Annotated in this window: 20 protein-coding genes; 9 read left to right on the top strand and 11 right to left on the bottom strand. The window is 55.4% G+C overall.

The annotated features are described in order from the left end of the window. Positions 1–46 precede the first annotated feature (46 nt). From P2R09_RS02530 to lrp, 6 genes are all read right to left on the bottom strand, one after another. Positions 47–1,198, bottom strand: a complete 1,152-nt coding sequence (locus tag P2R09_RS02530) for an MFS transporter (protein ID WP_275766839.1) — start codon at positions 1,196–1,198, stop codon at positions 47–49. Between the two features lie 318 nt (positions 1,199–1,516). After that, entirely contained in the window at positions 1,517–2,809 is a 1,293-nt protein-coding gene (gene serS, locus P2R09_RS02525) for a serine--tRNA ligase (RefSeq protein WP_275766837.1), read from the bottom strand. Positions 2,810–2,901: 92 nt separating this feature from the next. Next, positions 2,902–4,245, bottom strand: coding sequence for a replication-associated recombination protein A (locus tag P2R09_RS02520; protein ID WP_105099348.1), 1,344 nt, complete (start codon positions 4,243–4,245; stop codon positions 2,902–2,904). Between the two features lie 7 nt (positions 4,246–4,252). Continuing rightward, positions 4,253–4,864, bottom strand: coding sequence for an outer membrane lipoprotein chaperone LolA (lolA, locus tag P2R09_RS02515; RefSeq protein ID WP_003849334.1), 612 nt, complete (start codon positions 4,862–4,864; stop codon positions 4,253–4,255). Positions 4,865–5,041: 177 nt separating this feature from the next. Further along, positions 5,042–8,581, bottom strand: coding sequence for a DNA translocase FtsK 4TM domain-containing protein (locus P2R09_RS02510; RefSeq protein WP_275766831.1), 3,540 nt, complete (start codon positions 8,579–8,581; stop codon positions 5,042–5,044). A gap of 118 nt (positions 8,582–8,699) precedes the next feature. Then, a complete protein-coding gene (gene lrp, locus P2R09_RS02505) occupies positions 8,700–9,194 on the bottom strand; it encodes a leucine-responsive transcriptional regulator Lrp (RefSeq protein ID WP_006118610.1) in 495 nt (164 codons plus the stop codon). Between the two features lie 520 nt (positions 9,195–9,714). Here lrp and trxB point away from each other — a divergent pair. The 5 genes from trxB to infA all read left to right on the top strand — a co-directional run bounded on the left by trxB (position 9,715) and on the right by infA (position 15,616). After that, positions 9,715–10,683, top strand: a complete 969-nt coding sequence (gene trxB, locus P2R09_RS02500) for a thioredoxin-disulfide reductase (RefSeq protein WP_003849329.1) — start codon at positions 9,715–9,717, stop codon at positions 10,681–10,683. A 143-nt stretch (positions 10,684–10,826) separates the two neighbouring features. Then, entirely contained in the window at positions 10,827–12,596 is a 1,770-nt protein-coding gene (gene cydD, locus P2R09_RS02495) for a cysteine/glutathione ABC transporter permease/ATP-binding protein CydD (RefSeq protein WP_275766828.1), read from the top strand. After that, positions 12,596–14,326 carry a cysteine/glutathione ABC transporter ATP-binding protein/permease CydC gene (gene cydC / locus P2R09_RS02490; protein WP_275766825.1) on the top strand — a complete coding sequence of 577 codons (1,731 nt, stop codon included), beginning with the start codon at positions 12,596–12,598 and terminating at the stop codon, positions 14,324–14,326. Before cydD ends, cydC begins: the two co-directional genes overlap by 1 nt. A gap of 33 nt (positions 14,327–14,359) precedes the next feature. Further along, entirely contained in the window at positions 14,360–15,052 is a 693-nt protein-coding gene (aat, locus tag P2R09_RS02485) for a leucyl/phenylalanyl-tRNA--protein transferase (protein WP_003849322.1), read from the top strand. Positions 15,053–15,397: 345 nt separating this feature from the next. Further along, entirely contained in the window at positions 15,398–15,616 is a 219-nt protein-coding gene (gene infA / locus P2R09_RS02480; protein WP_002211347.1) for a translation initiation factor IF-1, read from the top strand. 89 nt (positions 15,617–15,705) lie between these two features. Here the strand turns inward: infA and clpA are convergent, their stop codons facing one another. Both clpA and clpS read right to left on the bottom strand, forming a co-directional pair. Continuing rightward, complete coding sequence (clpA, locus tag P2R09_RS02475; protein WP_275766817.1) at positions 15,706–17,982, bottom strand: ATP-dependent Clp protease ATP-binding subunit ClpA; 2,277 nt, start codon at positions 17,980–17,982, stop codon at positions 15,706–15,708. 52 nt (positions 17,983–18,034) lie between these two features. Then, positions 18,035–18,355 (bottom strand): ATP-dependent Clp protease adapter ClpS, encoded by a 321-nt coding sequence (clpS, locus tag P2R09_RS02470; protein ID WP_275766815.1) that lies wholly within the window; start codon positions 18,353–18,355, stop codon positions 18,035–18,037. A 316-nt stretch (positions 18,356–18,671) separates the two neighbouring features. Between clpS and cspD the strand changes: the two genes are divergently transcribed. Beyond that, a complete protein-coding gene (gene cspD / locus P2R09_RS02465) occupies positions 18,672–18,896 on the top strand; it encodes a cold shock-like protein CspD (protein WP_003849316.1) in 225 nt (74 codons plus the stop codon). 86 nt (positions 18,897–18,982) lie between these two features. On the opposite strand, the gene P2R09_RS02460 is transcribed toward cspD, so the two are convergent. Next, positions 18,983–20,620 (bottom strand): ATP-dependent endonuclease, encoded by a 1,638-nt coding sequence (locus P2R09_RS02460; RefSeq protein WP_275766812.1) that lies wholly within the window; start codon positions 20,618–20,620, stop codon positions 18,983–18,985. A gap of 128 nt (positions 20,621–20,748) precedes the next feature. Here P2R09_RS02460 and P2R09_RS02455 point away from each other — a divergent pair, with 128 nt between their 5' ends. The 3 genes from P2R09_RS02455 to ltaE all read left to right on the top strand — a co-directional run bounded on the left by P2R09_RS02455 (position 20,749) and on the right by ltaE (position 24,573). Then, complete coding sequence (locus P2R09_RS02455) at positions 20,749–21,648, top strand: lysine exporter LysO family protein (protein ID WP_275766810.1); 900 nt, start codon at positions 20,749–20,751, stop codon at positions 21,646–21,648. 130 nt (positions 21,649–21,778) lie between these two features. Continuing rightward, a complete protein-coding gene (gene poxB / locus P2R09_RS02450; protein WP_140033571.1) occupies positions 21,779–23,500 on the top strand; it encodes a ubiquinone-dependent pyruvate dehydrogenase in 1,722 nt (573 codons plus the stop codon). Positions 23,501–23,571: 71 nt separating this feature from the next. Beyond that, positions 23,572–24,573 carry a low-specificity L-threonine aldolase gene (ltaE, locus tag P2R09_RS02445; protein WP_275766806.1) on the top strand — a complete coding sequence of 334 codons (1,002 nt, stop codon included), beginning with the start codon at positions 23,572–23,574 and terminating at the stop codon, positions 24,571–24,573. 4 nt (positions 24,574–24,577) lie between these two features. On the opposite strand, the gene P2R09_RS02440 is transcribed toward ltaE, so the two are convergent. Both P2R09_RS02440 and P2R09_RS02435 read right to left on the bottom strand, forming a co-directional pair. Beyond that, positions 24,578–25,402, bottom strand: a complete 825-nt coding sequence (locus P2R09_RS02440; protein ID WP_275766804.1) for an N-acetylmuramoyl-L-alanine amidase — start codon at positions 25,400–25,402, stop codon at positions 24,578–24,580. Next, complete coding sequence (locus P2R09_RS02435) at positions 25,399–25,719, bottom strand: heavy metal-binding domain-containing protein (protein ID WP_003849304.1); 321 nt, start codon at positions 25,717–25,719, stop codon at positions 25,399–25,401. Before P2R09_RS02435 ends, P2R09_RS02440 begins: the two co-directional genes overlap by 4 nt. Positions 25,720–25,812: the final 93 nt, after the last annotated feature.

Here is a 25,812-nt window from a genome sequence, read left to right as displayed (position 1 = left end):
AGCCACAAAAAAGGGAGCTTAACGCTCCCTTTTGGCCAAAGGGCGATCAGGCATGTGCCACTGGCGTAGCCTGATGATTCGTTTTGCGCAGCAGCATAACCAGATAAACCAGCGCCACAGCCGCGATCATCACGAATAACAGCTGGTCAGAATAATTCTGCATCAGAACAGAGGTCATTGCCGGTCCAGCCAGACTGCCTACGGTATAACTCATCAGCAACGCCTGGTTCATTGCAACCAGCTCATGGTGGGCGACCGTCTCACAAGCCCAGGACATCGCCACCGGATAGAGTGTGAAGCCTGCCAGTCCAAGCACAAACAGCGCAGGCGCCATCGCGGCATTGGTCAACATGGCCATCGCGCCCAGGATAACGACAAAAACCTGAACCCGTAGCACCAGCATGCGACCAAAACGATCGGCCAGGCGGCCAATGGGCCACTGGCCCACAATACCTGCGCTCACCAGCAACGCCATCCAGTAACCGACATTAGCGTCACTCATTCCCTGATGTGACAGGTAAAGCGGCATCAGGCCATAAAGCGAGCCCAGAAGGATGCCAGAGATGATGCAGCCATTAATGCCCAGGCGCGAGCTACGACGACGCAGCATCGGCCAGATGCGGGCCGGAGCCGCTTCTGTCGCTTCACCATTACTGGAAACGCGGGTAAAGACCAGCGGCAGCACGGCGCAGAAGACCAGCGAGGTTACCCACGGGATCACGCTGAGTAATTCCGTAGAGAGTTTGCTGACCAGTAACTGGCCGGTCACGGTACCGATGTAATAGACAACCATGTAGGCCGCCAGCAGTTGTCCGCGATTACGCACCGTGCCACTGCACAGAAGTGCGCTCTCAACCACCACCCACATCAGCGCACAGCCGACACCCGCGATGAATCGCATTGAACTCCAGGCCCAGAAGCCCGACATCATCGCCAGGCACAGGGTCGCGACGGCAAACATTACGGTAGCCAGGTAATAGCTGCGATTGAAGCCGTACTGTCTGATTAACCAGCCAGCCAGCAGCGTGCCTGCGAGATTACCGGTGTAATAAGACGAACTTACTATACCCACCTGCCAGGTTGTCAGTAAGTCATGCGTCAGCCACAGTGGAACGAGCGTATTCAGCACGGCGATTGCGACAGTCATTAACATCAGGCCGCAAAGCAGCAGTATCACGGGGCGTGACCAGGTTGACATAGGGGATAGAAACCAGAGCAAATGAAGGAAATTGCGCGCAGTTTGCCATTAGCTTTTTTAAAGTCAATGGAAGGAATTTAACGGCAGCACATTTTGCTGCCCGACAATTTAATTTACTAATCTTCAGTGGGTTACAATCGTCTTAAGCGACATGGGGCTAAATGCTATCTCTATGAAAAATTAGGTTTTTAAGCACTCCAGCACATCTGTTATCGATAACGTTTATTTGTGATTAAATCAGCGAAATATAAATCCTATTTTTCAGATGCAGGACATAAAAAAACCCGGCCATGGCCGGGTCTTCAGATACCTGATTGCTTAGCCGATAATTTCGACGCCCTTCATGTAAGGGCGTAAAACTTCCGGTACGGCGATGCGACCATCTTCCTGCTGATAGTTTTCCAGCACCGCCACCAGGGTACGGCCGACGGCCAGACCTGAACCATTCAGGGTATGAACCAGACGCGGCTTCTTATCCTGTTTGTTACGGCAACGCGCCTGCATACGACGCGCCTGGAAATCACCCATGTTGGAACAGGATGAGATCTCGCGGTAGGTGTTCTGCGCCGGTAACCAGACTTCCAGATCGTAGGTTTTAGTCGCTCCGAAGCCCATATCGCCGGTACAGAGTAAAACCTTGCGGTATGGCAGGTTGAGCAGCTGCAGAACTTTTTCAGCGTGGGCGGTCAGCTCTTCCAGCGCCTCCATAGACTGTTCCGGGGTAACGATCTGCACCATCTCAACTTTGTCGAACTGGTGCATACGGATCAGACCGCGTGTGTCACGACCGTAAGAACCCGCTTCGGAACGGAAGCACGGTGTATGTGCGGTGAGTTTAACTGGCAGGGTATCCTCTTCGAGGATCTCGTCACGCACCAGGTTGGTCAGCGGCACTTCCGCGGTAGGAATCAGTGCATAGTTGCTGCTGTCAGACTCCTCTTCCAGCGGACGGGTGTGGAACAGGTCTTCGCCAAACTTAGGCAACTGTCCGGTACCGTAAAGCGTTGCGTGGTTAACCAGGTAAGGCACGGAGGTTTCAAGGTAGCCATGCTGCTCAGTGTGCAGGTCAATCATAAACTGACTCAGTGCACGGTGCAGGCGGGCAATCTGCCCCTGCATGACAACAAAGCGCGAACCGGTCAGTTTCACGGCAGCCGCAAAATCCAGGCCTTTAGCCGCTTCACCCAGCTCAACGTGATCTTTAACCTGGAAACTGAACTCGCGCGGCGTACCCCAGCGGCTCACTTCCTGGTTTTCGCTGTCATCTTTGCCCAGCGGCACTTCGTCTGCCGGAATGTTCGGCATTGCCAGCGCGAAGTCACGGATTTGATTCTGCAGTTCGTCCAGTTCTGCTTTAGCGGCATCCAGGCGTTCGCCCAGCGCATTCACTTCCTGGCGCAGCGGCTCGATGTCTTCCCCACGTGCTTTGGCCTGACCGATGGATTTGGATCGGGAGTTACGCTCTGCCTGCAAATTTTCGGTTTCCACCTGCAGTACTTTGCGACGCTCTTCAAGCGAACGCAGCGTTTCCACATCCAGTTTATATCCCCGGCGTGCCAGTTTTTCTGCGACTGCGTCTGGCTCGTTACGCAGCAGATTGGGATCGAGCATGCTTATCCTGTGTATAAAAAGTTGGTTGAAAGAAGGGACGCATTCCTGCGGAATGCGTTGAAAACATTGTCCACATTACCGTAAGGTCTGTTTCAGCGGTAGCGTTTTGTCGGGCTATTTTGATCCTGCTCAGCCAGCCAGCTTAGCTTTTCACCAATCTTACCCTCAAGCCCGCGCTGGGTTGGCGTGTAATAGCGCGTGCTGGCCATTTCCCTGGGAAAATAGACTTCACCGGCAGCATAGGCGTTGGTTTCATCATGAGCATAACGGTACTCTTTGCCCAGCCCCATCTCTTTCATCAGCTTAGTCGGCGCGTTGCGCAAATGTTCCGGCACATCGTAATCAGGATTATCACGCGCATCACGCATCGCGGCTTTAAAGGCGTTATAGACCGCGTTACTTTTCGGCGCACAGGCCAGATAAACAATGGCCTGAGCGATGGCGCGCTCCCCTTCTGCAGGACCGACGCGCGTGAAGCAATCCCAGGCTGCAATCGCCACCTGCATACCGCGTGGATCGGCATTGCCGACATCTTCGGAGGCGATAGCCAGCAGCCGGCGTGCCACATAGAGCGGATCGCCGCCTGCGGTGATGATGCGCGCATACCAGTAGAGCGCTGCATCTGGCGCGGAGCCGCGAACCGATTTGTGCAGCGCCGAAATCAGATCGTAAAAACGATCGCCTTTGTTATCAAAACGCGCGGATCGTTCACCCGAGACTTCGTTAAGCAACTGAGGCGTCAGTTCACGCTGACCCGAGGCGGTGGTTTCGGCCATATCCGCCATCATCTCCAGCGTATTCAATGCCCGGCGTGCATCACCATTAACCAGTTCAGCAATCATCCTGCGGGTATTATCCGGCAACACGATGTCACTCTCGCCATAACCTCGCGCTTTATCCTGCATCGCCTGATCCAGCACCTGCTCAATATCTTCGAGCGTCAGTGATTTCAGCAGGTAAACGCGGGCGCGTGACAGCAATGCGGAGTTAAGTTCGAAAGAGGGATTTTCGGTGGTGGCACCAATAAAGGTGATGGTGCCATCTTCAATATGGGGCAGAAAAGCATCCTGCTGGCTCTTGTTGAACCGATGGACCTCGTCCACAAACAGAATAGTGCGCCGCCCGGCGTGCTTGTTCTGTCGGGCACGCTCAATCGCTTCACGGATCTCTTTTACGCCGGAGGTCACTGCTGAGATACGCTCCACATCGGCATTACCGTAATGCGCGATGATCTCAGCCAGCGTGGTTTTGCCGGTCCCGGGCGGTCCCCATAAGATCATTGAATGCAGATGTCCGGCTTCAATCGCACGCGGCAGCGGTTTACCCGCGCCCAGCAGATGCTGCTGACCAATGTACTGTTTCAACGTTTCTGGCCGCATACGTGCGGCCAGAGGTTTGAAATTCTCGGTGGAAAAATCCAGGGACAGGTTACTCACCGTGACCTCACTGACGTTGGTCGTCCACCGTCACGCCTTTTGGCGGTGTGAACGTGAATTTATCCGGGCTGATCGCGCCATTCTGCTGGCTTTTCAGCTGGTAATCGCTGCGCTGACCATCCTGCTCAATCGCGCTGAAGCGGTTAATGGTGCCGCTGGACGTCACCTGAATAGTGAACTGTTTCAGGTTGCCGTCGCTGTTTTTCGGCGTCAGTTCGAAATTGTCACCCTGCTGTTTGATGTTGTATTGCTTCCAGTCGTTGGACTGGTTACGGGCAATCAGCATAAACGGCGTGTTGCTGGTGGCATTTTGCAGCAGGCTGACAGTAGCTTGCTCAACAAACGGGTTGTAGAACCAAAGCGATTTGCCGTCGGAGATGATGATACTTTCGTCCGGTGCGGTCATGTGCCAGTTAAACAGGCTGGGACGTTTAACCCACAACTCGCCTTCGCCGTCCTGCACATTGGCGCCGCTGCTGTCGGTCACTTTTTGCGTGAAGCTGGCGTGGAAGCTGCTGACCTTATTCAGGCGCTGCTGCAGATCACTGGAAGCATCAGCCAATACGCTGGCTGAAGAAAAGGTGGCCAACAGGCCCAGAGCGATTACGCGTAATTTCATCTGCTTCAATTCCTTATTTAAACGTTCCCATCGATAACTGCATTAAGCCTGGTCGCCGTTCCGCCATCAGAACAGAAGAAAAAACCGAAAGCTGATTCAGATATGGGGCTTAACCGTATAAAAACAATGAGCCAGTCGAAACTGGCTCAGTGAGTAGTGTTTCAAAACATTTAACTGCTACATGTCGTGTGGCGGCGGAGACAGGACTTCACGGTTACCATTGTGGCCTGGTGCAGAGACAATGCCCTGCGCTTCCATCTGCTCAATGATACGTGCCGCACGGTTATAACCAATGCGGAACTGACGCTGAACGCCTGAAATCGACGCACGACGTTTATCAACCACAAAGCCGACTGCCTGATCAAACAGCGGATCGAGCTCTTCATCACTGTCAATGCCACCGGCACTTTCGCTCTCTTCGCCCGCGGTAATGCTGTCGATATATTGCGGACGTCCACGCGCTTTCCAGTCCTGAACCACAGCATGCACTTCCTGGTCACGAACAAAGGCACCGTGCACACGTATAGGCAGGGAGGAGTTTGGCGGCATATAGAGCATGTCACCCATCCCCAGCAGTGACTCCGCGCCGCCCTGATCGAGAATGGTACGTGAGTCAATCTTGCTCGACACGGTAAAGGCGATACGTGTCGGGATGTTCGCTTTGATCAGGCCAGTAATCACATCCACGGATGGGCGCTGTGTTGCCAGCACCAGGTGGATACCTGCGGCTCGGGCTTTCTGTGCCAGACGCGCAATCAGCTCTTCAACTTTCTTACCCACTGCCATGATCAGGTCGGCAAACTCATCGACCATTACCACGATGTAAGGCAGTTTTTCCAGGACCGGCGGTGTCATATCCATACTGTCGCCCGGCTTCCAGAACGGATCGGGAATCGGACGTCCCATCGCTTCAGCCTGTTCCACTTTCTCGTTGTAACCTGCCAGGTTACGCACACCCAGCGCCGACATCAGCTTATAGCGACGCTCCATTTCGCCAACACTCCAGCGCAGCGCATTGGCGGCATCTTTCATGTCTGTGACGACTTCGGTCAGCAGGTGTGGGATGCCTTCGTAGACCGACAGCTCCAGCATTTTCGGGTCGATCATGATGAAGCGAACTTCTTCCGGCGTCGCCTTATAAAGCATGCTGATAATCATGGCGTTCACACCCACAGATTTACCGGAACCGGTGGTACCGGCTACCAGTAAGTGCGGCATTTTCGCCAGATCGGCGACGACAGGCTGACCCGCAATATCTTTACCCAGCACAACAGCCAGCGGTGACGGGTTGTCGCGGAATTTAGGGCAATCCAGTACTTCACGCAGATAGACTGTCTGACGATGCTTGTTAGGCAGTTCCAGACCCACGTAAGGCTTGCCTGGAATCACTTCCACCACACGAACCGCAACCGTGGACAGCGAACGTGCTAAATCGCGCGACAGGTTTGAAATACGCGCCGCTTTCACGCCAGGTGCCAGGTCGAGTTCAAAACGGGTAATAACCGGGCCAGGCGAGATGCCAACCACTTCCGCTTTCACACGATAATCACCCAGGCGCGACTCAACCAGACGGGCGGTCTGCTCCAGTGAAAACATATCCACCGGCTCTTCTTCTTCAGGTGGCGCAGTCAGCAGATCCAGTGAAGGCAGTGGTGTAGAAGGTTTCTCCAGAGGCTGTTCATGGCGCATCAGGAACGGATGAATCAGGCTGTCATGCAGTGAAGGTTTCGCTTCTTCAACCGGCTGAGCCGGCACGGCGGCTGGCGAACCATAAGCTGGAGCAGAATAAGCCGGAGCCTGAGAAGCCACTGGCGCACCATAAGCGGGCGCAGAGGGTGCTGCAGGCGCTGCATACACAGGCTCAGACGAGGCTGCTGGCGTACTGTAATCTGATTCTGCCGGGATAAAGCGGTCAGGTGCAGGAACCTGAGCCGGAGCCTGAGGTTGTGAAACCTCACTCATCTGCTGCCACGGTTCGTGTGCAACCGCAGGGGCTTCCGGTTCTGGCGTCGCGGCAATCGTAAACAGCGGTTCAGACGGACCGTCATCCACCAGATCTTTCATCGGTGAAAAATCAAACGCTGAAGCGGTATCAATATTAAATACCGGCTCTTTTTTCACTTCAGGTTCATAGCGCTGTTGCTGCTGCTCGGCGAACTGACGTGCCAGTGCATCCTGCTGCTGAGCATCCTGCTCATCTTCCTCATCCTGCTGCCAGCTGGTGCCATAACGCTGCTGCTGTTCAGACTGGAAGGCCTGACGCAGTTCAGCCTGCTGCAGCGCCTCTTCAGCATCAGGTGCAGCAGAAACTGATCCAGCCGGGGCCGTCTCGCTCTCTTCCGTTTTTGCTTTCTCTTCAGCCATGCGCTGAGAAGGCAATTTAATGCCATAAGAGGCCAGCTCACGACGGGTTGGCAGTTTTACCGGGTTAGGACGCGGTAGCGCCGGTCCGATGCCCTGCTTAACCTGCGGGTTGAGATTGGTTTCAGGGGCTAAATCGAAAACAGGGGCAGTACGCGTGGTCGCCTGGGCCGCAGTGGCAGCGACCGCAGCTGCAGGCGCCGCAGGGATAGCTGGTGTGTCGCGCCAGTTCCCCATTTTAGGTTCATCGTCGTCGTAAGCACTGAACGACGGCGTAGCCGGGGCCTCGTCCGGCATTTCAAAGTGATAAAGCGGTGGTGAGGTCGCAGGTGCAGAAGCACTCTGCGCCGGAGTCGGAGTCGGAGCCGTTGCTGCACCATAGGATGCAGGCGCGCTCTGCACGGCCGCAGGCGCAGGTTGTGCCGTCGGCGATGCTGGCATAGTTGCAGGCGCAGATGCTGCCGCAGAAGGCGCTGCAACAGCGGCAGGCGCAGGCGTTACCGGAGCGGCCGGTGCGAGCGTCACCTCTGCGGCTTCCGCCGTTGCCGCTACCGCCGCGCTGGTTGCTGCTGCCGCTTTAGCCAGCAGAGGATCCGGCTGTGACGCCGCAGGCTGGGCGGCTGCACGTGGAGCAGAAAGCAGCACATCTTCATCCTGATCGGCAGCATGCAGTTCAGGCACATCCGCGTATTCATGCGCGTCCTGCTCGTCATCCTCTTCCTGCCAGGGTTCATCGTGACGTGAGCGGTTGCTAGCAAACGTCAGCACGCCCATCACCACGCCACCAATTCTTTCTGCGATGGTGAGCCATGACCAGCCGGTGTAAAGGGTAATGCCCGCCGCCCAGACGCAAAGCAGCATAAGCGTGCCACCCGCTGGACTGAACCAGGGGGCAATCGCATTACTTACCAGGCTACCAATCACGCCGCCTGAGGCGAAGTACCAGATATCATCGGCATTCAGCGCCGCCATACCACAGGTCGTCACCACCAGTGCCAGGACGCCAATTAAGCGCAGCCCGACAGCAAAGTAGTCAAAGTAGTCCTGGCTGTCGCGCTGACGGAAAGCAATCCAGCACAGACCCAGGATGACGGGCGGAATAGCGTACGCCATCACACCAAAGATGAAGAGTAAGGTGTCAGCCAGCCAGGCACCGACGCTGCCGCCGATATTGTGGATAGGTTCATGCCAGGCCGTTTGCGACCAGCTCGGGTCGGAAGGGTTAAAACTGACTAAAGAAACCATCAGGTAGATGGCAAACAGCGCCACCAGAATAAGCAACGCTTCCAGCAGACGACGTCCACTGCTCAGCGATTGTAACGAAACGTCTTTATCTTCTGTATATTCCTGGCTCAAGAGGACTCTCCAGGTGCCTGTAAAGTAAGAAGCAACAGCGCCGGGCGAGCCCGACGCTGATCCTGTATGAATTCACAGGAGTGTACCGAAATCTCACAGGTTTTGCACCTGCCCCGCATCAGCGGGTTTTGATCACCAGTCGATTGCTCTGTTTGACCTCTTCCATCACCACGTAAGTTCGCGTGTCGTTTACGCCGGGCAGGCGCAACAGGGTTTCACCCAGCAACTTACGGTAGGCAGACATATCAGGTACGCGCGTTTTCAGCAGGTAGTCGAAATCGCCGGAAACGAGGTGACACTCTTGAGTTTCCTCAAGTTTTTGCACAGCGGCGTTAAATTGCTCAAACACATCCGGCGCACCACGATTCAGAGTAATCTCAACGAATACCAGTAGCGATGCATCAAGATAGTGCGGGTTCAACTGCGCGGTATAGCCAAGAATAAATCCCTGACGTTCAAGACGACGCACGCGTTCAAGACATGGCGTAGGCGATAAGCCTACGCGTTTGGAAAGCTCTACGTTTGAAATGCGACCATCTTTCTGAAGTTCATTCAGAATGTTCCTGTCAATTCTGTCGAGATCTTTTCCGGGGCGTTTCTTATTGTCTACCATTATTATTGTCTCTCTTAATTCCTTCCCTTTACCTGCCACGCCCTGAAAACGCTCATTGTTCGGGGCATTTCTGAAGTGAGCTAACAGAGCCTGTGTTCTGAAATCTATCGACATGACGCATATTGTCTGTCCACATCATGCGTCATTATCCATATCAGGCTGCTTTTATTCGGCGTTAAGTGCAAAACAGGCGAGGAAAACCTGTTTTGTTCCGATAAATGTTATTCGCTTCTGATAATGTTTTCGCAAAAGCGCAGGCGATTGTCAAAGTAAAATCACCAAATTCAGGACAAGATGCCAGACAGTTAGCTGGGTATCTGTTTTTAAATGAGTATTTTTGCACTTTTGCACCCATTCAGCCCGAGTTTTGCCCCCTTTTGGCGCATTCGCCAGGCAAAACTGCCGTTCATCGTCTACGCCATTTGCAGCTATCGTTAACAAAATTGGCTAAGCCTTGTCATTGTCGCCGGATATTCCCTACAATCGCAGGCTATGTCAGCCGAATGAAACTGAGGAACGCATGAGTACGGCCAAACACAGTAAGTTACTCATTCTGGGCTCTGGCCCAGCGGGTTATACCGCAGCCGTTTATGCTGCACGCGCCAACCTGAACCCCGTATTGATCACGGGTCTGGAAAAAGGCGGACAGCTGACCACGACCACTGAAGTGGAAAACTGGCCGGGCGACCCGCACGATCTGACAGGTCCATCGCTGATGGAGCGCATGCACGAGCATGCCGAAAAATTCAATACTGAGATCATTTTTGATCACATCCACACGGTGGATCTGCAGAATCGTCCGTTCCGCCTCACTGGCGATAGCGGCGAATACACAGCAGATGCGCTTATCATCGCAACGGGTGCATCGGCACGTTATCTGGGCCTGCCATCTGAAGAGGCGTTCAAAGGCAAAGGCGTTTCTGCCTGCGCAACCTGTGACGGCTTTTTCTATCGCAATCAGAAAGTCGCGGTGATTGGCGGTGGCAACACGGCCGTTGAAGAAGCACTTTATCTGGCTAACATTGCGGCTGAAGTGCACCTGATTCACCGTCGTGACAGCTTCCGCGCTGAGAAGATCCTCATTGACCGCCTGATGGAAAAAGTGCGTAACGGCAATATCGTGCTGCATACTCATCGCACGCTTGAAGAAGTGGTAGGCGATCAGATGGGCGTGACAGGTCTGACGCTGCGTTCTACCCAGAACAGTGATGAGACGGAAGCACTGGAAGTGGCAGGTCTGTTTGTTGCTATCGGGCACAGCCCGAATACGGCTATCTTTGAAGGTCAGCTGGCGCTGGAGAACGGATACATCAAAGTTCAGTCCGGTTTACACGGCAACGCCACCCAGACCAGCATCCCTGGCGTTTTTGCAGCAGGTGATGTGATGGACCATATCTATCGTCAGGCGATTACCTCTGCGGGCACTGGCTGCATGGCTGCGTTAGACGCTGAGCGTTTTCTTGACGGGTTAGTTAAAAACGATCAGTAAGTTGTTAACCCTCTGATCTCAAATGTTCCAGGCGACGGTTTTTCCGTCGCCTTTTTTATTGCTCTCATGCTAGATTCTTGCGCCTGAAGAGATGGAAATGTCTTTCCATTTTCCCCCATCATCGACATTTATCATGGTCTCGCATGGACAAATCGCGGCAGCAGCATCTTACCCGCTGGCTTCGTCAGCAACGTCGTTTCGCCGGTCGCTGGTTGCGACTCAACACGCTGCTTGGCACGGCGAGTGCACTGCTGATCATTGCCCAGGCCGGTTTACTGGCCTCGCTGCTTCAGGCGCTGATTATTGATCAACAGCCGCGCGAAATGCTGACGGTCAGCATCCTGCTATTACTGCTCTGCTTTGTGCTTCGTGCCCTGATTAACTACGCCCGCGAACTGACCGGTTACCGTGCCGGGCAGGCTATCCGCCAGGCTTTACGACAGCAGGTTCTTGACCGGTTATCTGATCTCGGCCCGGCGTGGATTCAGGGAAGGCCAGCCGGTAGCTGGGCAACGCTGTTGCTGGAACAGATCGAAGAGATGCAGGAGTATTACGCCCGCTATCTGCCGCAGATGACACTGGCAGTCGTGATCCCCTGCTGCATTCTGCTGACCATTTTCCCGTTGAACTGGACGGCAGGTCTGATTCTTTTTGCCACCGCGCCGTTGATACCGCTGTTTATGGCGCTGGCTGGAATGGGTGCTGCCGAGGCCAACCGCCGAAACTTCCTGGTACTGGCTCGCCTGAGTGGGAATTTTCTGGACCGCCTGCGCGGCAGAGAGACGCTGCGACTGTTTCATCGTGGCGAAGCAGAGCAGCAGGCCGTTGCCGCCGCCACCACCGATTTTCGCCAGCGCACCATGGAAGTGCTGCGCCTCGCCTTTCTCTCCTCCGCCGTACTGGAGTTTTTTGCCTCGTTAGCGATTGCCGTGGTGGCCGTCTATTTTGGTTTCTCCTATCTGGGCGAATTGCATTTCGGTGATTATGGCCAGGGCGTGACGCTGTTTGCCGGCTTCCTGGTGCTGATCCTCGCTCCGGAGTTTTTCCAGCCACTGCGCGACCTCGGTGCGTTCTATCACGCCAAAGCGCAGGCGGTGGGCGGTGCCGATGCGCTTGAAGCCTTTATGCAGGCGACGCCCGACGCCGCGCCGCAGAGAGGCCAGCGCCCTTTCACTACCGATCACGCAATCGCGCTAAGCGCTGACGATCTCTGTGTCTGCGCACCTGATGGCCAGGTGCTGTGTGGCCCTCTAACTTTTACCATTGCCGCGGGTGAACAGATTGCGCTGGTCGGTCAAAGCGGGGCGGGTAAAACGGCACTGATGAACGCTCTGCTCGGGTTTTTGCCCTATCAGGGCTCGCTGAAAGCCAATGGCGTCGAACTGCGCGATGTACGCCGGAGCGACTGGCATCAGCAACTGAGTTGGGTAGGACAGAATCCTCAATTACCGGCCAGCACATTGCGCGACAACATCCTGATGAATGCCGCCAGGGACAGCGAGCGCTTTGCAGCACTGCTGGAAGCGTGCGGCATCAATGAGTTCCTGCCGCGTCTGCCCTTAGGCATTGAGACCCCGCCTGGCGATGGCGGTCATCAGCTCTCGGTGGGCCAGGCGCAACGGGTCGCGGTCGCACGTGCACTCTACAAAACCTCACATTTTTTGCTGCTTGATGAACCGGCCGCCAGCCTGGATGCACTCAGCGAACGCCATGTGATGCTGGCGCTGAACGAGGCGGCAGATCGGCAGACCACACTGATGATTACTCATCAGATCGATACGCTAAGCCGCTGGCAGACCCTCTGGGTAATGGAAGCGGGTAAGCTGGTCCAGCAGGGTAACTGGCAGCAGCTGTCACAACAGCCAGGTGCCTTTAGCGAGATGCTGAAGCATCGCCAACAGGAGATCCGCTGATGTCCGCCTTGCGTCCTTTTCTTCGTCTCTGGCTGCGCCACCCTTTTCGCCTGACGCTGGGCATCGTGCTGGCGATTGTTACCCTGCTGGCCAGCATTGGCCTGCTGACGCTCTCTGGCTGGTTTCTGGCCGCCTCGTCAGTGGCCGGTGTCGCCGGTCTCTATACCTTTAACTACATGCTGCCTGCGGCAGGCGTCCGTGGCGCAGCCATCATTCGCACCGCCGCACGCTATGCTGAGCGGCTGGTCAGCCACGATGCAACGTTCAGGGTGCTTCAGCATCTGCGTGTCCATACGTTCAGCCGTCTAATGGCCCTTTCTCCCGGCCAGCTCTCGCGATTCCGGCAGGCGGACCTGCTCAACCGCTTTGTAGCTGATGTCGATACGCTGGATCATCTCTATCTGCGCGTCATATCGCCACTGCTAGGCGCTTTTATCGTGAGTGTCGTGGTGACCTTCGGGATGAGTTTTATCAATTTTCATCTGGCACTGACGCTGGGCGGCATCATGTTGATTACGCTGGTACTGATGCCAGCCCTGTTTTATCGTCTGGGATCGCCGGCAGGTGTTGCCATTGCCCAGGGTCGTGCCCGCTGGCGCTTACAACTGATGCAGTGGCTGGCGGCCCAGGCTGAAATGACATTGTACGGTGCCTCGCAGGGATGGCGACAGCAGCTCGATGAAGACGAACAGCGCTGGCAGCAGGCACAAAGTCAACAACAACGCTTACAGGCCGCCGCACAGAGTCTGCTGCTGCTGATCAGCGGTGTAACGGTCACACTGCTGCTCTGGCTGAGTGCCGCCACCATCAGCGAACAGCAGTTACCCGGTTCGCTAATTGCGCTGGTGGTGTTTTGCGCCCTGGCCGCCTTTGAAGCACTGGCACCGGTAGCAGGAGCCTTCCTGCCTATGTCACAGGTGATAAACGCCGCTCAGAGAGTCAATGACATTATCGACCAGTCTCCTGCGATCACTTTCCCGGCACATTCCGAGGCCCGACCGGGACCTCTCTCGATCGAGATCGATCAGCTCGACTTCAGCTATCCCGACCGTCCGGATAAGGTGCTAAACCGCTGTACCCTCTCCATAGCAGCCGGTGAACATATTGCGCTGCTGGGGCCGACCGGCTGCGGAAAATCAACATTGCTGGCACTTTTAACCCGTGGCTGGGAGAGCCAGCACGGCGTTATCAGTTTAAATGATCAACCGATTCGCGACTGGTCAGAACCCGCGTTACGCCAGCGCATCAGCGTGGTAACGCAGCGGGTTCACCTCTTCAGCCAGAGCCTGCGCGATAATTTACTGCTGGCTTGCCCTGATGCCAGTGATGAGCAGTTAACTCGCGCACTCAACGACGTCGGCCTGCAGCGTCTGCTTGAAAATCAGGAAGGCCTGAACGCCTGGATGGGGGAAGGTGGTCGCCCGCTGTCGGGCGGCGAACTGCGGCGTCTGGCGCTGGCGCGCGCATTATTACACGATGGCGATCTCTGGCTGCTGGATGAACCTACTGAAGGGCTGGATGCCACTACCGAGCAGCATATTCTGACGCTGCTCCAGCAGTTGACCGCCGGGAAGACGATGATCATGGTCACGCATCGTCTCAGCGGCCTGGAGCTGATGGATCGCATCTGCGTAATGGATAATGGTGCCATTGTTGAACAGGGTAGCCATGCGGAATTAATCTCAAAAGCGGGCCGCTACTGGCGTTTCCGGCAGCGGATTGCGTTATAGTCATAGCGAAATGCTGATGAGTAACGCAACGCGATGAGACTGGTACAACTGTCACGGGAATCTTTGCAATTTCCCCCACCTGAAATGGCACTTCGTGAGCCAAATGGCTTACTGGCTATGGGTGGGGATCTCTCCCCTGCCCGGCTGCTAAATGCTTATCAGTGCGGCATCTTTCCATGGTTTTCCCCCGGCGATCCCATCCTCTGGTGGTCACCCGATCCACGTGCAGTCCTGTTGCCCGAGCAGTTTCACCTGAGTCGTAGCATGAAACGCTTTCACAGCCGTTCACCTTATCGGGTAACGATGAACGAGTCATTCGACGAGGTGATCGAGGGCTGCGCTACCGGTCGCGAAGAAGGCACCTGGATTACTTTTGAAATGAAGCGCGCCTGGTTGCGATTATATGAGCTGGGCCATGCCCACTCCATTGAAGTGTGGGATGAACATCAGCTGGTGGGTGGCATGTATGGCCTGGCGATGGGGCAAATCTTCTGCGGCGAATCGATGTTCAGCCGTCAGCAGAATGCCTCTAAAACCGCACTTTGGGTATTTTGTCAGCATTTTATCCGACATCAGGGCCGTCTGGTGGATTGCCAGGTGCTTAATCCCCACACCGCGTCATTAGGCGCGCAGGAGATCCCGCGCGCTGATTATCTGCAATATGTACAAAGCCTTGCCAGTCAGCCGGTCAGCGATGGATGCTGGCAGACACAAACGCTTTTTTAGTGCTACTGAGATGTTTTGCACACATAAAGGCGCATAAGTGGTATAATAGTCGAGTTTGGTATGTCGTCCGCGCTTCGCAATAACGAGCCGGAATTGCCAGGCTGGGAATCTCAACGCACTCTCGGAACTGTTTTCAATCGTGCGCGTGTTACCGGTTGATACAGATTCTTAGCCCGCTAATCCCCTGCAGACGCCACCATAAACACCCTAATTTTACCGGATGCACGTAACTGACGTGCACCCCGGCAAAGCGTTGGCAAAATCGCCGACGGTTCTTTACATAAATCGTTGAATTGGGCATTATCTTGCCGGTTCAACTGAAAGGTAGTACACCCAGAGGATTCGATGGCCAAAGAAGACAATATTGAAATGCAAGGTACCGTACTGGATACGTTACCTAACACCATGTTCCGCGTAGAACTTGAGAACGGACACGTGGTCACTGCTCACATCTCCGGTAAAATGCGCAAAAACTACATCCGCATCCTGACGGGTGACAAAGTGACCGTTGAGTTGACCCCGTACGACCTGAGCAAAGGCCGCATTGTCTTCCGTAGTCGCTAATTTGCAGTAACTTCATCGCTCTGCATGTTGAAGCGATAAAAAAAGGCCGGATATTCATATCCGGCCTTTTTCACATCTGCATCAAGTGATTAGTGCACAGTGCCTTCAGTTTTGCGTTTCTCAGCACTCAGGAAGTGATAGGTCAGTTCACCTTTCTCACGATCCAGCGCAACAGATACTGAGCCACCATCCACCAGTGAACCAAACAGCAGCTCATTGGCTAACGGTTTCTTCAGGCTGTCCTGCACGGTGCGCGCCATCGGACGTGCGCCCATCGCTTTGTCATAGCCCTTCTCAGCCAGCCAGTCGCGCGCTTCATCACTGACTTCCAGCGACACACCTTTCGCATCCAGCTGCGCCTGCAACTCGACAATAAACTTGTCGACCACCTGATGGATCACCTCTGGTGACAGGTGACTGAACCAGATGATGTTGTCGAGACGGTTACGGAACTCTGGCGTAAAGATCTTTTTGATCTCTTCCATCGCATCGGTGCTGTTGTCCTGATGAATCAGGCCAATCGACTTACGTTCCGTTTCACGCACACCGGCGTTGGTGGTCATCACCAGCACCACGTTGCGGAAGTCCGCTTTGCGACCGTTGTTATCTGTCAGCATGCCGTTATCCATCACCTGCAGTAGCAGGTTGAAGACATCCGGGTGCGCTTTCTCGATCTCATCCAGCAACACCACCGCATGTGGATGCTTGATCACCGCATCCGTCAGCAGACCGCCCTGATCAAAACCGACGTAGCCCGGAGGTGCACCAATCAGACGACTGACGGTGTGACGCTCCATGTATTCGGACATGTCAAAACGCAGCAGCTCAATACCCAGCGCTTTCGCCAGCTGCACAGTCACTTCCGTTTTACCCACACCGGTTGGCCCGGCAAACAGGAAGGAACCGACTGGCTTGCGATCCTGACCCAGACCGGCGCGGCTCATTTTGATCGCTTCCGTCAGCACCTCAATGGCTTTGTCCTGTCCAAACACCAGCATCTTAAGCCGTTCGCCCAGATTTCTCAGCGTATCGCGATCGGTTGCTGACACACTTTGTTCAGGAATACGGGCAATGCGGGCCACCACAGTTTCAATGTCAGAAACATTGATGGTTTTCTTACGTTTGCTGGCAGGCATCAGGCGCGCACGTGCACCCGCTTCATCAATCACGTCAATCGCCTTGTCAGGCAGATGACGGTCGTTGATATATTTCACTGCCAGTTCCACCGCTGCACGCACCGCTTTCGCGGTATACCGCACATCATGGTGGGCTTCATACTTGGTTTTCAGGCCGTTCAGAATCTGCACGGTTTCTTCAACAGAAGGCTCAGTGATATCGATCTTCTGGAAACGACGCGCCAGAGCACGATCTTTTTCAAAGATGTTGCTGAATTCCTGATACGTGGTAGACCCCATTACCCGAATCTTACCGCCAGAAAGTAACGGTTTAATCAGGTTCGCTGCGTCTACCTGGCCACCTGATGCCGCACCCGCACCAATGATGGTATGGATCTCATCGATAAACAGAATGCTATGTTCGTCCTGCTCCAGCTGTTTCAGTAGCGCTTTGAAGCGTTTCTCAAAGTCACCACGATATTTGGTGCCGGCCAGCAGTGAACCAATATCCAGCGAGTAGATAGTGCAATCTTTCATCACTTCCGGTACATCGCCCTGCTCGATACGCCAGGCCAGACCTTCTGCGATAGCCGTTTTACCGACACCGGATTCCCCCACCAGCAGCGGGTTGTTTTTACGGCGACGGCACAGTACCTGAATAGTACGTTCCAGCTCTCTGTCGCGACCAATCAGTGGATCAATCCCACCGACGCGAGCAAGCTGATTAAGATTGGTGGTGAAGTTTTCCATACGATCCTCCCCGCCTGCTTGCTCTTCGTTAACCGGGTTTTCAGCGCCTGGCGCCTGGCCCGGTTCGTCTTTGCGCGTACCGTGAGAGATGAAATTCACCACATCAAGGCGGCTGACTTCATGTTTGCGTAACAGATAGGCCGCTTGCGACTCCTGCTCGCTGAAGATGGCGACCAGCACATTTGCCCCGGTGACTTCACTGCGACCGGATGACTGGACATGGAAAACCGCGCGCTGCAGAACGCGCTGGAAGCTGAGTGTTGGTTGAGTATCACGCTCCTCCTCACTGGCAGGCAGCACCGGTGTGGTTTGTTCGATGAAGGCTTCGAGTTCCTGCCGCAGAGCCACCATGTCCACCGTACAGGCTTCCAGTGCCTCTCTGGCCGACGGGTTACTGAGCAATGCCAGTAACAGATGCTCGACGGTCATAAACTCATGACGGTGCTCACGCGCTCTGGCGAAAGCCATATTTAAACTGAGTTCCAGTTCTTGATTGAGCATTAGGCACCTCCCCCAATTATCGCCCTTACCAGTTTCCTATATGGAGACGGGCTCAGGCTTTTTCCAGCGTGCACAGTAACGGATGATGGTTTTCCCGCGCATAATTGTTCACCTGGGCCGCTTTTGTTTCGGCGACTTCTGCAGTAAATACACCACAGATCGCCTTGCCGTGATAGTGAACTTTCAACATCAGCTGCGTTGCACGTTCAACATCATAAGAAAAGAACTTTTGCACGACGTCAATAACAAATTCCATAGGTGTATAATCGTCATTATTCAGAATGACTTTATACATAGAAGGCGGCTTTAACCCTTCACGTACTTTGTCTTTGGCCAGATGTTCAAAGTTAAGCCAGTCGTTTGTGTTTGCCATAGTGTTCCGTTGAGATTTTGCTTTTAGCCATTAAGTGGCTACATGTTGAGAGTTTAACATGCCTGTCAAGCTGCGGGCCGCTGCTGAAAATTTATTCAGAAATAACCTTGCGCGACCTGCATCACAAAATTTGCAATAGCGTTAACTGCCTCAAATTTTGATGATTTTTTCCCCATCCGGCCCGGTGGTTTGCTTGACGCCAGCGGCGCTTTCTCTACATTCTACCTGCACAGGCTGATTGAGTTTTAATCAAATCCGACTCACAGCTTCAAAGACCTCACCTACTTATAAAATGTCTTGCGAGGGAAGTAAAAGCATGGAGACGGGCACCGTTAAATGGTTCAATAATTCCAAAGGCTTTGGCTTTATCTGTCCGGTTGGTGGTGGCGAAGATATTTTTGCGCACTACTCCACCATTCAGATGGAAGGCTACCGAACGCTAAAGGCAGGCCAGCAGGTTCAGTTCGATGTGCATGAAGGTCCGAAAGGCAATCACGCCAGCCTCATCGTGCCGGTTGTTGAGGTACAGGCCGTGGCCTGATACTGAACCCACCTCTGAACAGAGCCCTAAAATGCCAGCCAGTGCCGCTGGCATTTTTCATTTTTGACTGGCCATGTTTGACAGGTTTAGTCCGCCTGCCCCTGCGCCAGCCCAATCACCCGGGCAAACATCTGCCGCATTAACGGCGGGATGGCCTCCGGCCCACGTTCCGCCGCCGATGTCGCCACTGCGATCGCCAGTTCCGGCTTGGAGCTCTGGTGAATCGCTTTAGTAATAATACGCCTGGAACTCATCGGCGCGTTTAACGGCAGGTGCGCCATTTGATGATAAACATCCTGAAACCCCTGGTGATAGAGAAAGTTTTCCATATCCAGCGCGGGTAACTGCGTCAGAAAACGCGGCTCAGGATCACCCGGCTGTAACTGCGTGCGCGCCGTGCTGGCATATTTATTGCCCGCCTGATCGCCATCCGTCAGCACGTGCCATGCGATCCCCATGCGTCGGGCAAATTTCAGCAGCGGCTTCAGGCCCGATTGCGCAAACTCAATCACTTTCACCCCTTCCGCTGCGAAGTTGTAACCACACTGCTGCGCCAGCTCATTCATAATCCAGACCTCGGTTTCACCTTCGACCAGCAGCCAGCAACGGGCAAACAGGGCAGCCGGTCGATTGACGCGAATATGAAAGCCGATACGCCGACTCTCTTCGGCACTCAGACCTTCCGGACCGATGCGCCAGGCTGCTACGCGTGAGGACTGACGCACCAGGCGGCAGACGTTTTCTACCGACACCTGCGACAGCAGTTCAGCTGAATTGGTCGTGACGATTTTCTGTAGCGGCAGCAGCTTCAGCAGGTTCCAGGCCACGGACAGCATAATCGGATGCAGGCGGGTTTCCGGATCTTCAATCAGCAGCAGCGGCCGCGCACCGGCGGCAAGCGGGACGTCGCCTCGCGCCTCAATAAGCAGGGTAAACATTTGCAGCAAAATCAGCTGACGGCTGCGGGAGTCAGTTCCGGCAATCAGCTGATTCAGATGATCCAGCGCCCGCCATCCCTGCACTCCGTCGCGCATCTGCGGATCCCGTGACCGGGCCTCACTGCCTGCACCAGGCGGTTGCACCAGAAAATAGTGCTGCATCAATTGCTGCATCGTCTTCAGGCCCTGTCTCAGCACCTCATCACTGAGTTGCTGAGGATGTTGCTCCAGGTCGCGCGCCAGCGTCTCCATGCCCGCCAGCAGCTCAGGATGGGGACCGGTCACGGGCGCACGGTTCCGCGTCCGCTTGCTGAAACGCGCGTCGCGCAACCGCAATACCGGATAACGCTTCAGCAACAGGTCGATTGCGTCCGCACAGTTCTGCTCAGGCAACAGCTGGGCATTCACGTCAACGAAACGGCGACGGGTGTCGATGCCGCCGTCACGCCAGGTGGCGCTGACGCTGTAATAAAGCCGACGCTGGCCCTGCGCATCACGCTGCCAGAAAGTCGAGAGCACCGCGTCCGGATCGCTTCCGTCATCCCGAAAGTGGAACACCACTGAAATACGGCGCATCGGATCGGTCACGTCACCCGGTGTAAAATGGAAATCCGCCTCAGTAAAAACATAGGCCGGTTCATGAGGAGAGAGCAGCAGGCTCATGACATCCAGCAGGCTGGATTTACCCCAGGCATTCTCACCAATCAGCAGAGTGGTGTGCGTTAAAGGCAGTGAGAGCTTATTGATACCGCGGAAGCCGCGAATGTCGATATGTTCCAGAATCATAGGCGTCCATCCTCAGTTTATAGACAGCATGGTTGCCGCCCGCGCGCCGGTCAAGCCGCTTTATCAGGGTTTACTCCGTTACGCTTTTTCGCTAGCGTGTGACCTCTTCTCCCAGGGATGGCAATGATATGTACTCCGGACTTCTGATTATTCTGCTGCCGCTTATCGCAGGCTGGCTGTTACCCTTCCGTAAAACCGCCACCCTGCGTCGGGTAAATCAACTGCTGGGCTGGATGGTTTACGTCATTCTGTTCTTTATGGGCATCAGCCTGGCCTTTCTCGACAACCTGAGCAGCAATCTGCTGGCCGTTTTTCATACGGCTCTGGTGGCGGCGTTCTGCATTCTGCTGTGCAATCTACTGGCGCTGCGCGGGCTGGAGAAATATGCACCGTGGCAGCATGCGCACCGGCAGGAGAAGCTTCCCTCGCGGCTGCATATGGCACTGGATTCGCTGAAGCTATGTGGCGTGGTCGTCATCGGTTTTCTGCTAGGTCTGACACAGTGGTCACTGCTGCACCACGCCTCGACGGCCAGTGAATATGCGCTGATCTTCCTGCTGTTCCTCGTGGGGATTCAGCTGCGCGGCAGTGGGATGACTCTGCGTCAGATTATCCTGAACCGTCGCGGTCTGCTGGTCGCCAGTGTAGTGCTGGTCAGCGCGCTGGCAGGTGGCATGATCGCGGCATTACTGCTGGGTGTTCCGCTAAAAACCGGTCTGGCGCTAGCCAGCGGCTTTGGCTGGTACTCTCTTTCTGGCATATTGATGACCGAAGCTTTTGGCCCGGTCATTGGCAGCGCTGCCTTCTTCAACGATCTGGTGCGTGAACTGGTCGCAATCATGCTGATCCCCGCGCTGATTGGCCGTCATCGTTCCAGCGCGCTGGGGCTGTGCGGTGCCACCTCAATGGACTTTACCCTGCCGGTACTGCAGCGGGCGGGCGGCAACGAGATTGTCCCGGCCGCCATTGTGCACGGCTTTGTGATGAGCCTGCTGGCCCCGATTCTGATCGCCCTCTTCTCTGCCTGAATTCGGTCTGAGATGCGCTGAGCTCTGCCAGCGCATTTTTTCACGCCTGCTTTTCTGCCGTGTCGTCTACGCTTCTTTTTTCGATTCTGGTCACGTCACTCTTCATGGCGGGCCGACAAAGGAGAAGAGCATGAAACAAACCGTGGCGGCGCTGGTCGCCAAAACGCTGGAAAGCGCGGGCGTAAAACGCATCTGGGGCGTCACCGGAGATTCCCTTAACGGCCTGAGCGATAGCCTGAATCGCATGGGCACTATTGAATGGATGCCGACACGCCATGAAGAGGTCGCCGCCTTTGCGGCGGGTGCGGAAGCGCACATCAGCGGCGAACTGGCGGTCTGCGCCGGCTCCTGCGGACCAGGCAACTTACACCTCATCAACGGCTTGTTCGACTGCCATCGTAACCGCGTCCCGGTGCTGGCGATTGCGGCACATATTCCCTCCAGCGAAATCGGAAGCGGTTATTTCCAGGAAACTCATCCCCAGGAGCTGTTCCGCGAATGCAGCCACTACTGCGAGCTGGTCTCGAATCCTGAGCAGTTACCGCAGGTGCTGGGCATCGCGATGCGCAAAGCCATTCTCAATCGCGGTGTCTCAGTCGTGGTGCTGCCGGGTGATATCGCCCTGAAACTGGCGCCAGAAAGCGCCCGCACTGAGTGGTATCCACCGCAGTTGCCGCAGGTCCTGCCTCAGCCAGCCGAACTGACCCGGCTGGCACAGACGCTGAACGATGCCACTGACATTACGCTGCTGTGTGGCAGTGGCTGTGCTGGTGCGCATCAGGAGGTGGTGGCGCTGGCAGAAGCACTCAAAGCGCCAATTGTTCATGCGCTGCGTGGCAAAGAACACATCGAATATGACAACCCTTATGATGTTGGCATGACCGGTCTGATCGGTTTCTCATCCGGCTTCCACGCCATGATGAATGCCGGGACGCTGGTATTGCTGGGTACCCAGTTCCCCTATCGCGCATTCTATCCGGAAAACGCGAAGATCATTCAGATTGACATCAACCCGGGCAGCCTGGGATCGCATTGCCATGTCGATGAAGCGTATGTCGGCGATGTGAAAAGCACGCTGCAGGCGCTGCTACCGCAACTGACGACCAAAAGCGATCGCAAACATCTCGACAGTGCGGTTAAACACTATGGCGAGGCGCGCAAAAGTCTCGACGAACTGGCACAGCCCAACGACAAACAGCCAATTCATCCGCAATATCTGGCACAGCAGATCAGTCACTACGCCAGCGATGACGCTATTTTTACCTGCGATGTCGGCACCCCAACCGTGTGGGCGGCGCGTTATCTGAAGATGAACGGCCGACGTCGCCTGCTGGGTTCGTTTAACCACGGCTCAATGGCGAACGCGATGCCACAGGCGCTGGGTGCGCAGTCGATCGATCGCAATCGTCAGGTTGTCGCGCTGTGCGGCGACGGCGGCTTCAGCATGCTGATGGGTGATTTTATCTCGCTGGCGCAGCTGAAAATGCCGGTGAAACTGGTGATTTTCAACAACAGCGTGCTGGGCTTTGTGGCGATGGAGATGAAAGCGGGCGGCTATCTTACCGACGGCACCGAGCTGGAAAATCCTGACTTTGCCGCTATCGCCCAGGCCTGTGGCATCCGGGGTATACGGGTGGAAAAAGCCTCAGAACTCAATGGTGCGCTGGAGCAGGCATTTGCCCACGATGGCCCGGTATTGGTGGATGTGATTACCGCCAAAGAGGAGCTGGCAATGCCGCCGCAGATCAAAATGGAGCAGGCCAAAGGCTTCAGTCTCTACATGCTGCGCGCCATCATGAATGGTCGTGGTGACGAGGTGGTAGAACTGGCAAAAACCAACTGGCTACGGTAAAACAGAGGTTCCATCCAGGCGGGCTCGATGCCCGCCTTTTTTTTCTCTTCCGCCACATCCAGGAGCATAAGGTGATCGATTTACGCAGTGATACCGTGACCCGGCCCAGCGCCGCCATGCTAAACGCGATGATGTCTGCCGAAACCGGCGATGATGTCTACCGTGACGATCCCACCGTCAATGCGCTGGAAGCAGAAGCCGCACGATTAAGCGGCAAAGCAGCAGCGCTGTTTTTCCCTACCGGCACTCAGGCAAATCTGGTGGCATTGCTCAGCCACTGCGAACGCGGCGATGAATATATCGTCGGTCAGCAGGCGCACAACTACAAGTATGAAGCAGGTGGCGCGGCGGTGCTGGGGAGCATTCAGCCGCAACCGGTGCTGGCCGCCGACGATGGAACGCTGCCGCTCGACGTGGTGGCGGCTGCCATCAAGCCGGATGATATTCACTTTGCCCGCACCCGCCTGCTGAGTCTGGAAAACACCCATCATGGTAAAGTCCTGCCGCTGGCGTATCTGGAACAGGCGTGGACTTTTACCCGTGAGCATAAGCTGGCGCTGCACATTGATGGCGCACGTATTTTCAATGCGGTGGTGGCGCAAAAAACTACGCTGGCCGCGATGGCCCGCTATTGCGACACCCTGACCATCTGTCTCTCAAAAGGCCTGGGCACGCCGGTCGGTTCCCTACTGTGTGGCGATACAGCGCTGATTGAGCGCGCCCGTCGCTGGCGTAAAATGACGGGTGGCGGCATGCGTCAGGCCGGTATTCTGGCGGCGGCAGGTCTCTACGCATTGGAACACAACGTGACGCGACTCCAGGAGGATCATGACAATGCGGCCTGGCTGGGACAGCAGCTGCATGAGCTGGGCGTCAGCGTTATCGATCAACAGACCAACATGCTGTTTGTGGCAGTGCCGGAAGCTCAGGTCAAACCATTAGGCGAGTGGATGAAAGCGCGCGACGTGTTAATCAGCGTGGGGACACGTACCCGGCTGGTCACCCATCTGGATGCTGATCGTGCGGCACTGGAGCAGGTTGTCGCCCACTGGAAAGCGTTTCTGCATCAGTAATCCGCTATTCCGCCGCGCCATACTTCTCCAGTAGTGCGGCAGCTATCGCGGCGGTTTCGGCATCGGGCTGACCGCGATAATCCGCAGGCCGGAAGTGCATCTGAAACGCGGCAATCACTTTCTGCTGCTCACGCGCACTCATCTCCGCCGTCGCCGCATAACCGAAGCGCTGCAGGTTTTCCATGAGTGGCTGCACCGGCACCTGTGCGTGTGGATCCTGACCCGCTAAATAAAACTGCACCCGTCCTGCATCAGGCCATGCGCCAAGTCCGCGCTGCGCCAGCTGTTGCCACGGAAAAAGTGGACCCGGATCCTGCTTGCGCTGCGGCGCGATATCGCTGTGACCGACAATATTTTCCGGTAGGATGCCGTAGCGCTGTGCAATATCACGCACCAGTGCCTCCAGCGTGATGATCTGCGTGGCGGTAAAGGGCTGCCATTCAAGACCGGTCAGCGTCCGGCGATATCCCCGGTTCACCAGCTCAATGCCAATCGAGGTGTCGTTGATGCGACTGGCTCCGCGCCAGAAACTGGGCCCGGCATGCCAGGCAAGTTGCTGCTCCGGCACCAGCTGCCAGACAATGCCTTTGCCGGCGCGCTGAGGCGGCTGACGGGGGATCAGATAATGGACGCTGACCTCCCGATCGGTGAGGGTCGCCAGCGACGAAGAAAAATCTTCGGCGGTATAGTGGATGACAATCACCTTAACCCGCGGTCGCGCGCCCTGCGCCGGATGCCGCAGATCGGCCCAGTAGCCGTCACGGGACTCTATCCCGGAGTGGCAGCCCGCCAGCAGCAGTGCCAGTATCAGCAACAACCCGCGTTTCAACGAATGATCACTGCCGTGCCGCTGACGCTGACCATCAGCATACTGCCATCTTTGCCGACCGTTTCGTAATCGATATCAATACCGACCACCGCGTTGGCACCCAGCGCTTTTGCCTGTTCTTCCAGCTCTTCAAACGCAATCTCGCGAGCTTTACGCAGCTCTTTCTCATACGCGCCGGAACGGCCGCCGACCACATCACGGATGCCCGCAAAAAAATCACGGAAAATATTCGCACCAAGAATCGCTTCGCCAGTGACCACACCACAATATTCACTGATGCTGTGGCCTTCCAGCGTCGGGGTTGTTGAAAATTTCATCGCATTCTCCTTGTTGAAATCAGGCTAAGGCTCTTTCGACTAAAAAGCACAGCTATACTCTATGCTAAAAAAGGCACCTTGCCAGAGAACCAT

It is taken from the genome of Pantoea sp. Cr_R13, assembly GCF_029222565.1.
Classification (GTDB): Bacteria; Pseudomonadota; Gammaproteobacteria; order Enterobacterales; family Enterobacteriaceae; genus Pantoea; species Pantoea eucalypti.
The sequence above is the reverse complement of the archived record's forward strand: the minus strand, read 5'-3'. Positions and strand labels throughout refer to the sequence as shown.

Coding starts and splice junctions, on each gene's coding strand:
- P2R09_RS02530 (WP_275766839.1), bottom strand. CDS start 1,198: ATGTCAACCTGGTCACGCCCCGTGATACTGCTGCTTTGCGGCCTGATG.
- serS (WP_275766837.1), bottom strand. CDS start 2,809: ATGCTCGATCCCAATCTGCTGCGTAACGAGCCAGACGCAGTCGCAGAA.
- lolA (WP_003849334.1), bottom strand. CDS start 4,864: ATGAAATTACGCGTAATCGCTCTGGGCCTGTTGGCCACCTTTTCTTCA.
- lrp (WP_006118610.1), bottom strand. CDS start 9,194: ATGGTAGACAATAAGAAACGCCCCGGAAAAGATCTCGACAGAATTGAC.
- trxB (WP_003849329.1), top strand. CDS start 9,715: ATGAGTACGGCCAAACACAGTAAGTTACTCATTCTGGGCTCTGGCCCA.
- cydD (WP_275766828.1), top strand. CDS start 10,827: ATGGACAAATCGCGGCAGCAGCATCTTACCCGCTGGCTTCGTCAGCAA.
- cydC (WP_275766825.1), top strand. CDS start 12,596: ATGTCCGCCTTGCGTCCTTTTCTTCGTCTCTGGCTGCGCCACCCTTTT.
- aat (WP_003849322.1), top strand. CDS start 14,360: ATGAGACTGGTACAACTGTCACGGGAATCTTTGCAATTTCCCCCACCT.
- infA (WP_002211347.1), top strand. CDS start 15,398: ATGGCCAAAGAAGACAATATTGAAATGCAAGGTACCGTACTGGATACG.
- clpA (WP_275766817.1), bottom strand. CDS start 17,982: ATGCTCAATCAAGAACTGGAACTCAGTTTAAATATGGCTTTCGCCAGA.
- clpS (WP_275766815.1), bottom strand. CDS start 18,355: ATGGCAAACACAAACGACTGGCTTAACTTTGAACATCTGGCCAAAGAC.
- cspD (WP_003849316.1), top strand. CDS start 18,672: ATGGAGACGGGCACCGTTAAATGGTTCAATAATTCCAAAGGCTTTGGC.
- P2R09_RS02460 (WP_275766812.1), bottom strand. CDS start 20,620: ATGATTCTGGAACATATCGACATTCGCGGCTTCCGCGGTATCAATAAG.
- P2R09_RS02455 (WP_275766810.1), top strand. CDS start 20,749: ATGTACTCCGGACTTCTGATTATTCTGCTGCCGCTTATCGCAGGCTGG.
- poxB (WP_140033571.1), top strand. CDS start 21,779: ATGAAACAAACCGTGGCGGCGCTGGTCGCCAAAACGCTGGAAAGCGCG.
- P2R09_RS02435 (WP_003849304.1), bottom strand. CDS start 25,719: ATGAAATTTTCAACAACCCCGACGCTGGAAGGCCACAGCATCAGTGAA.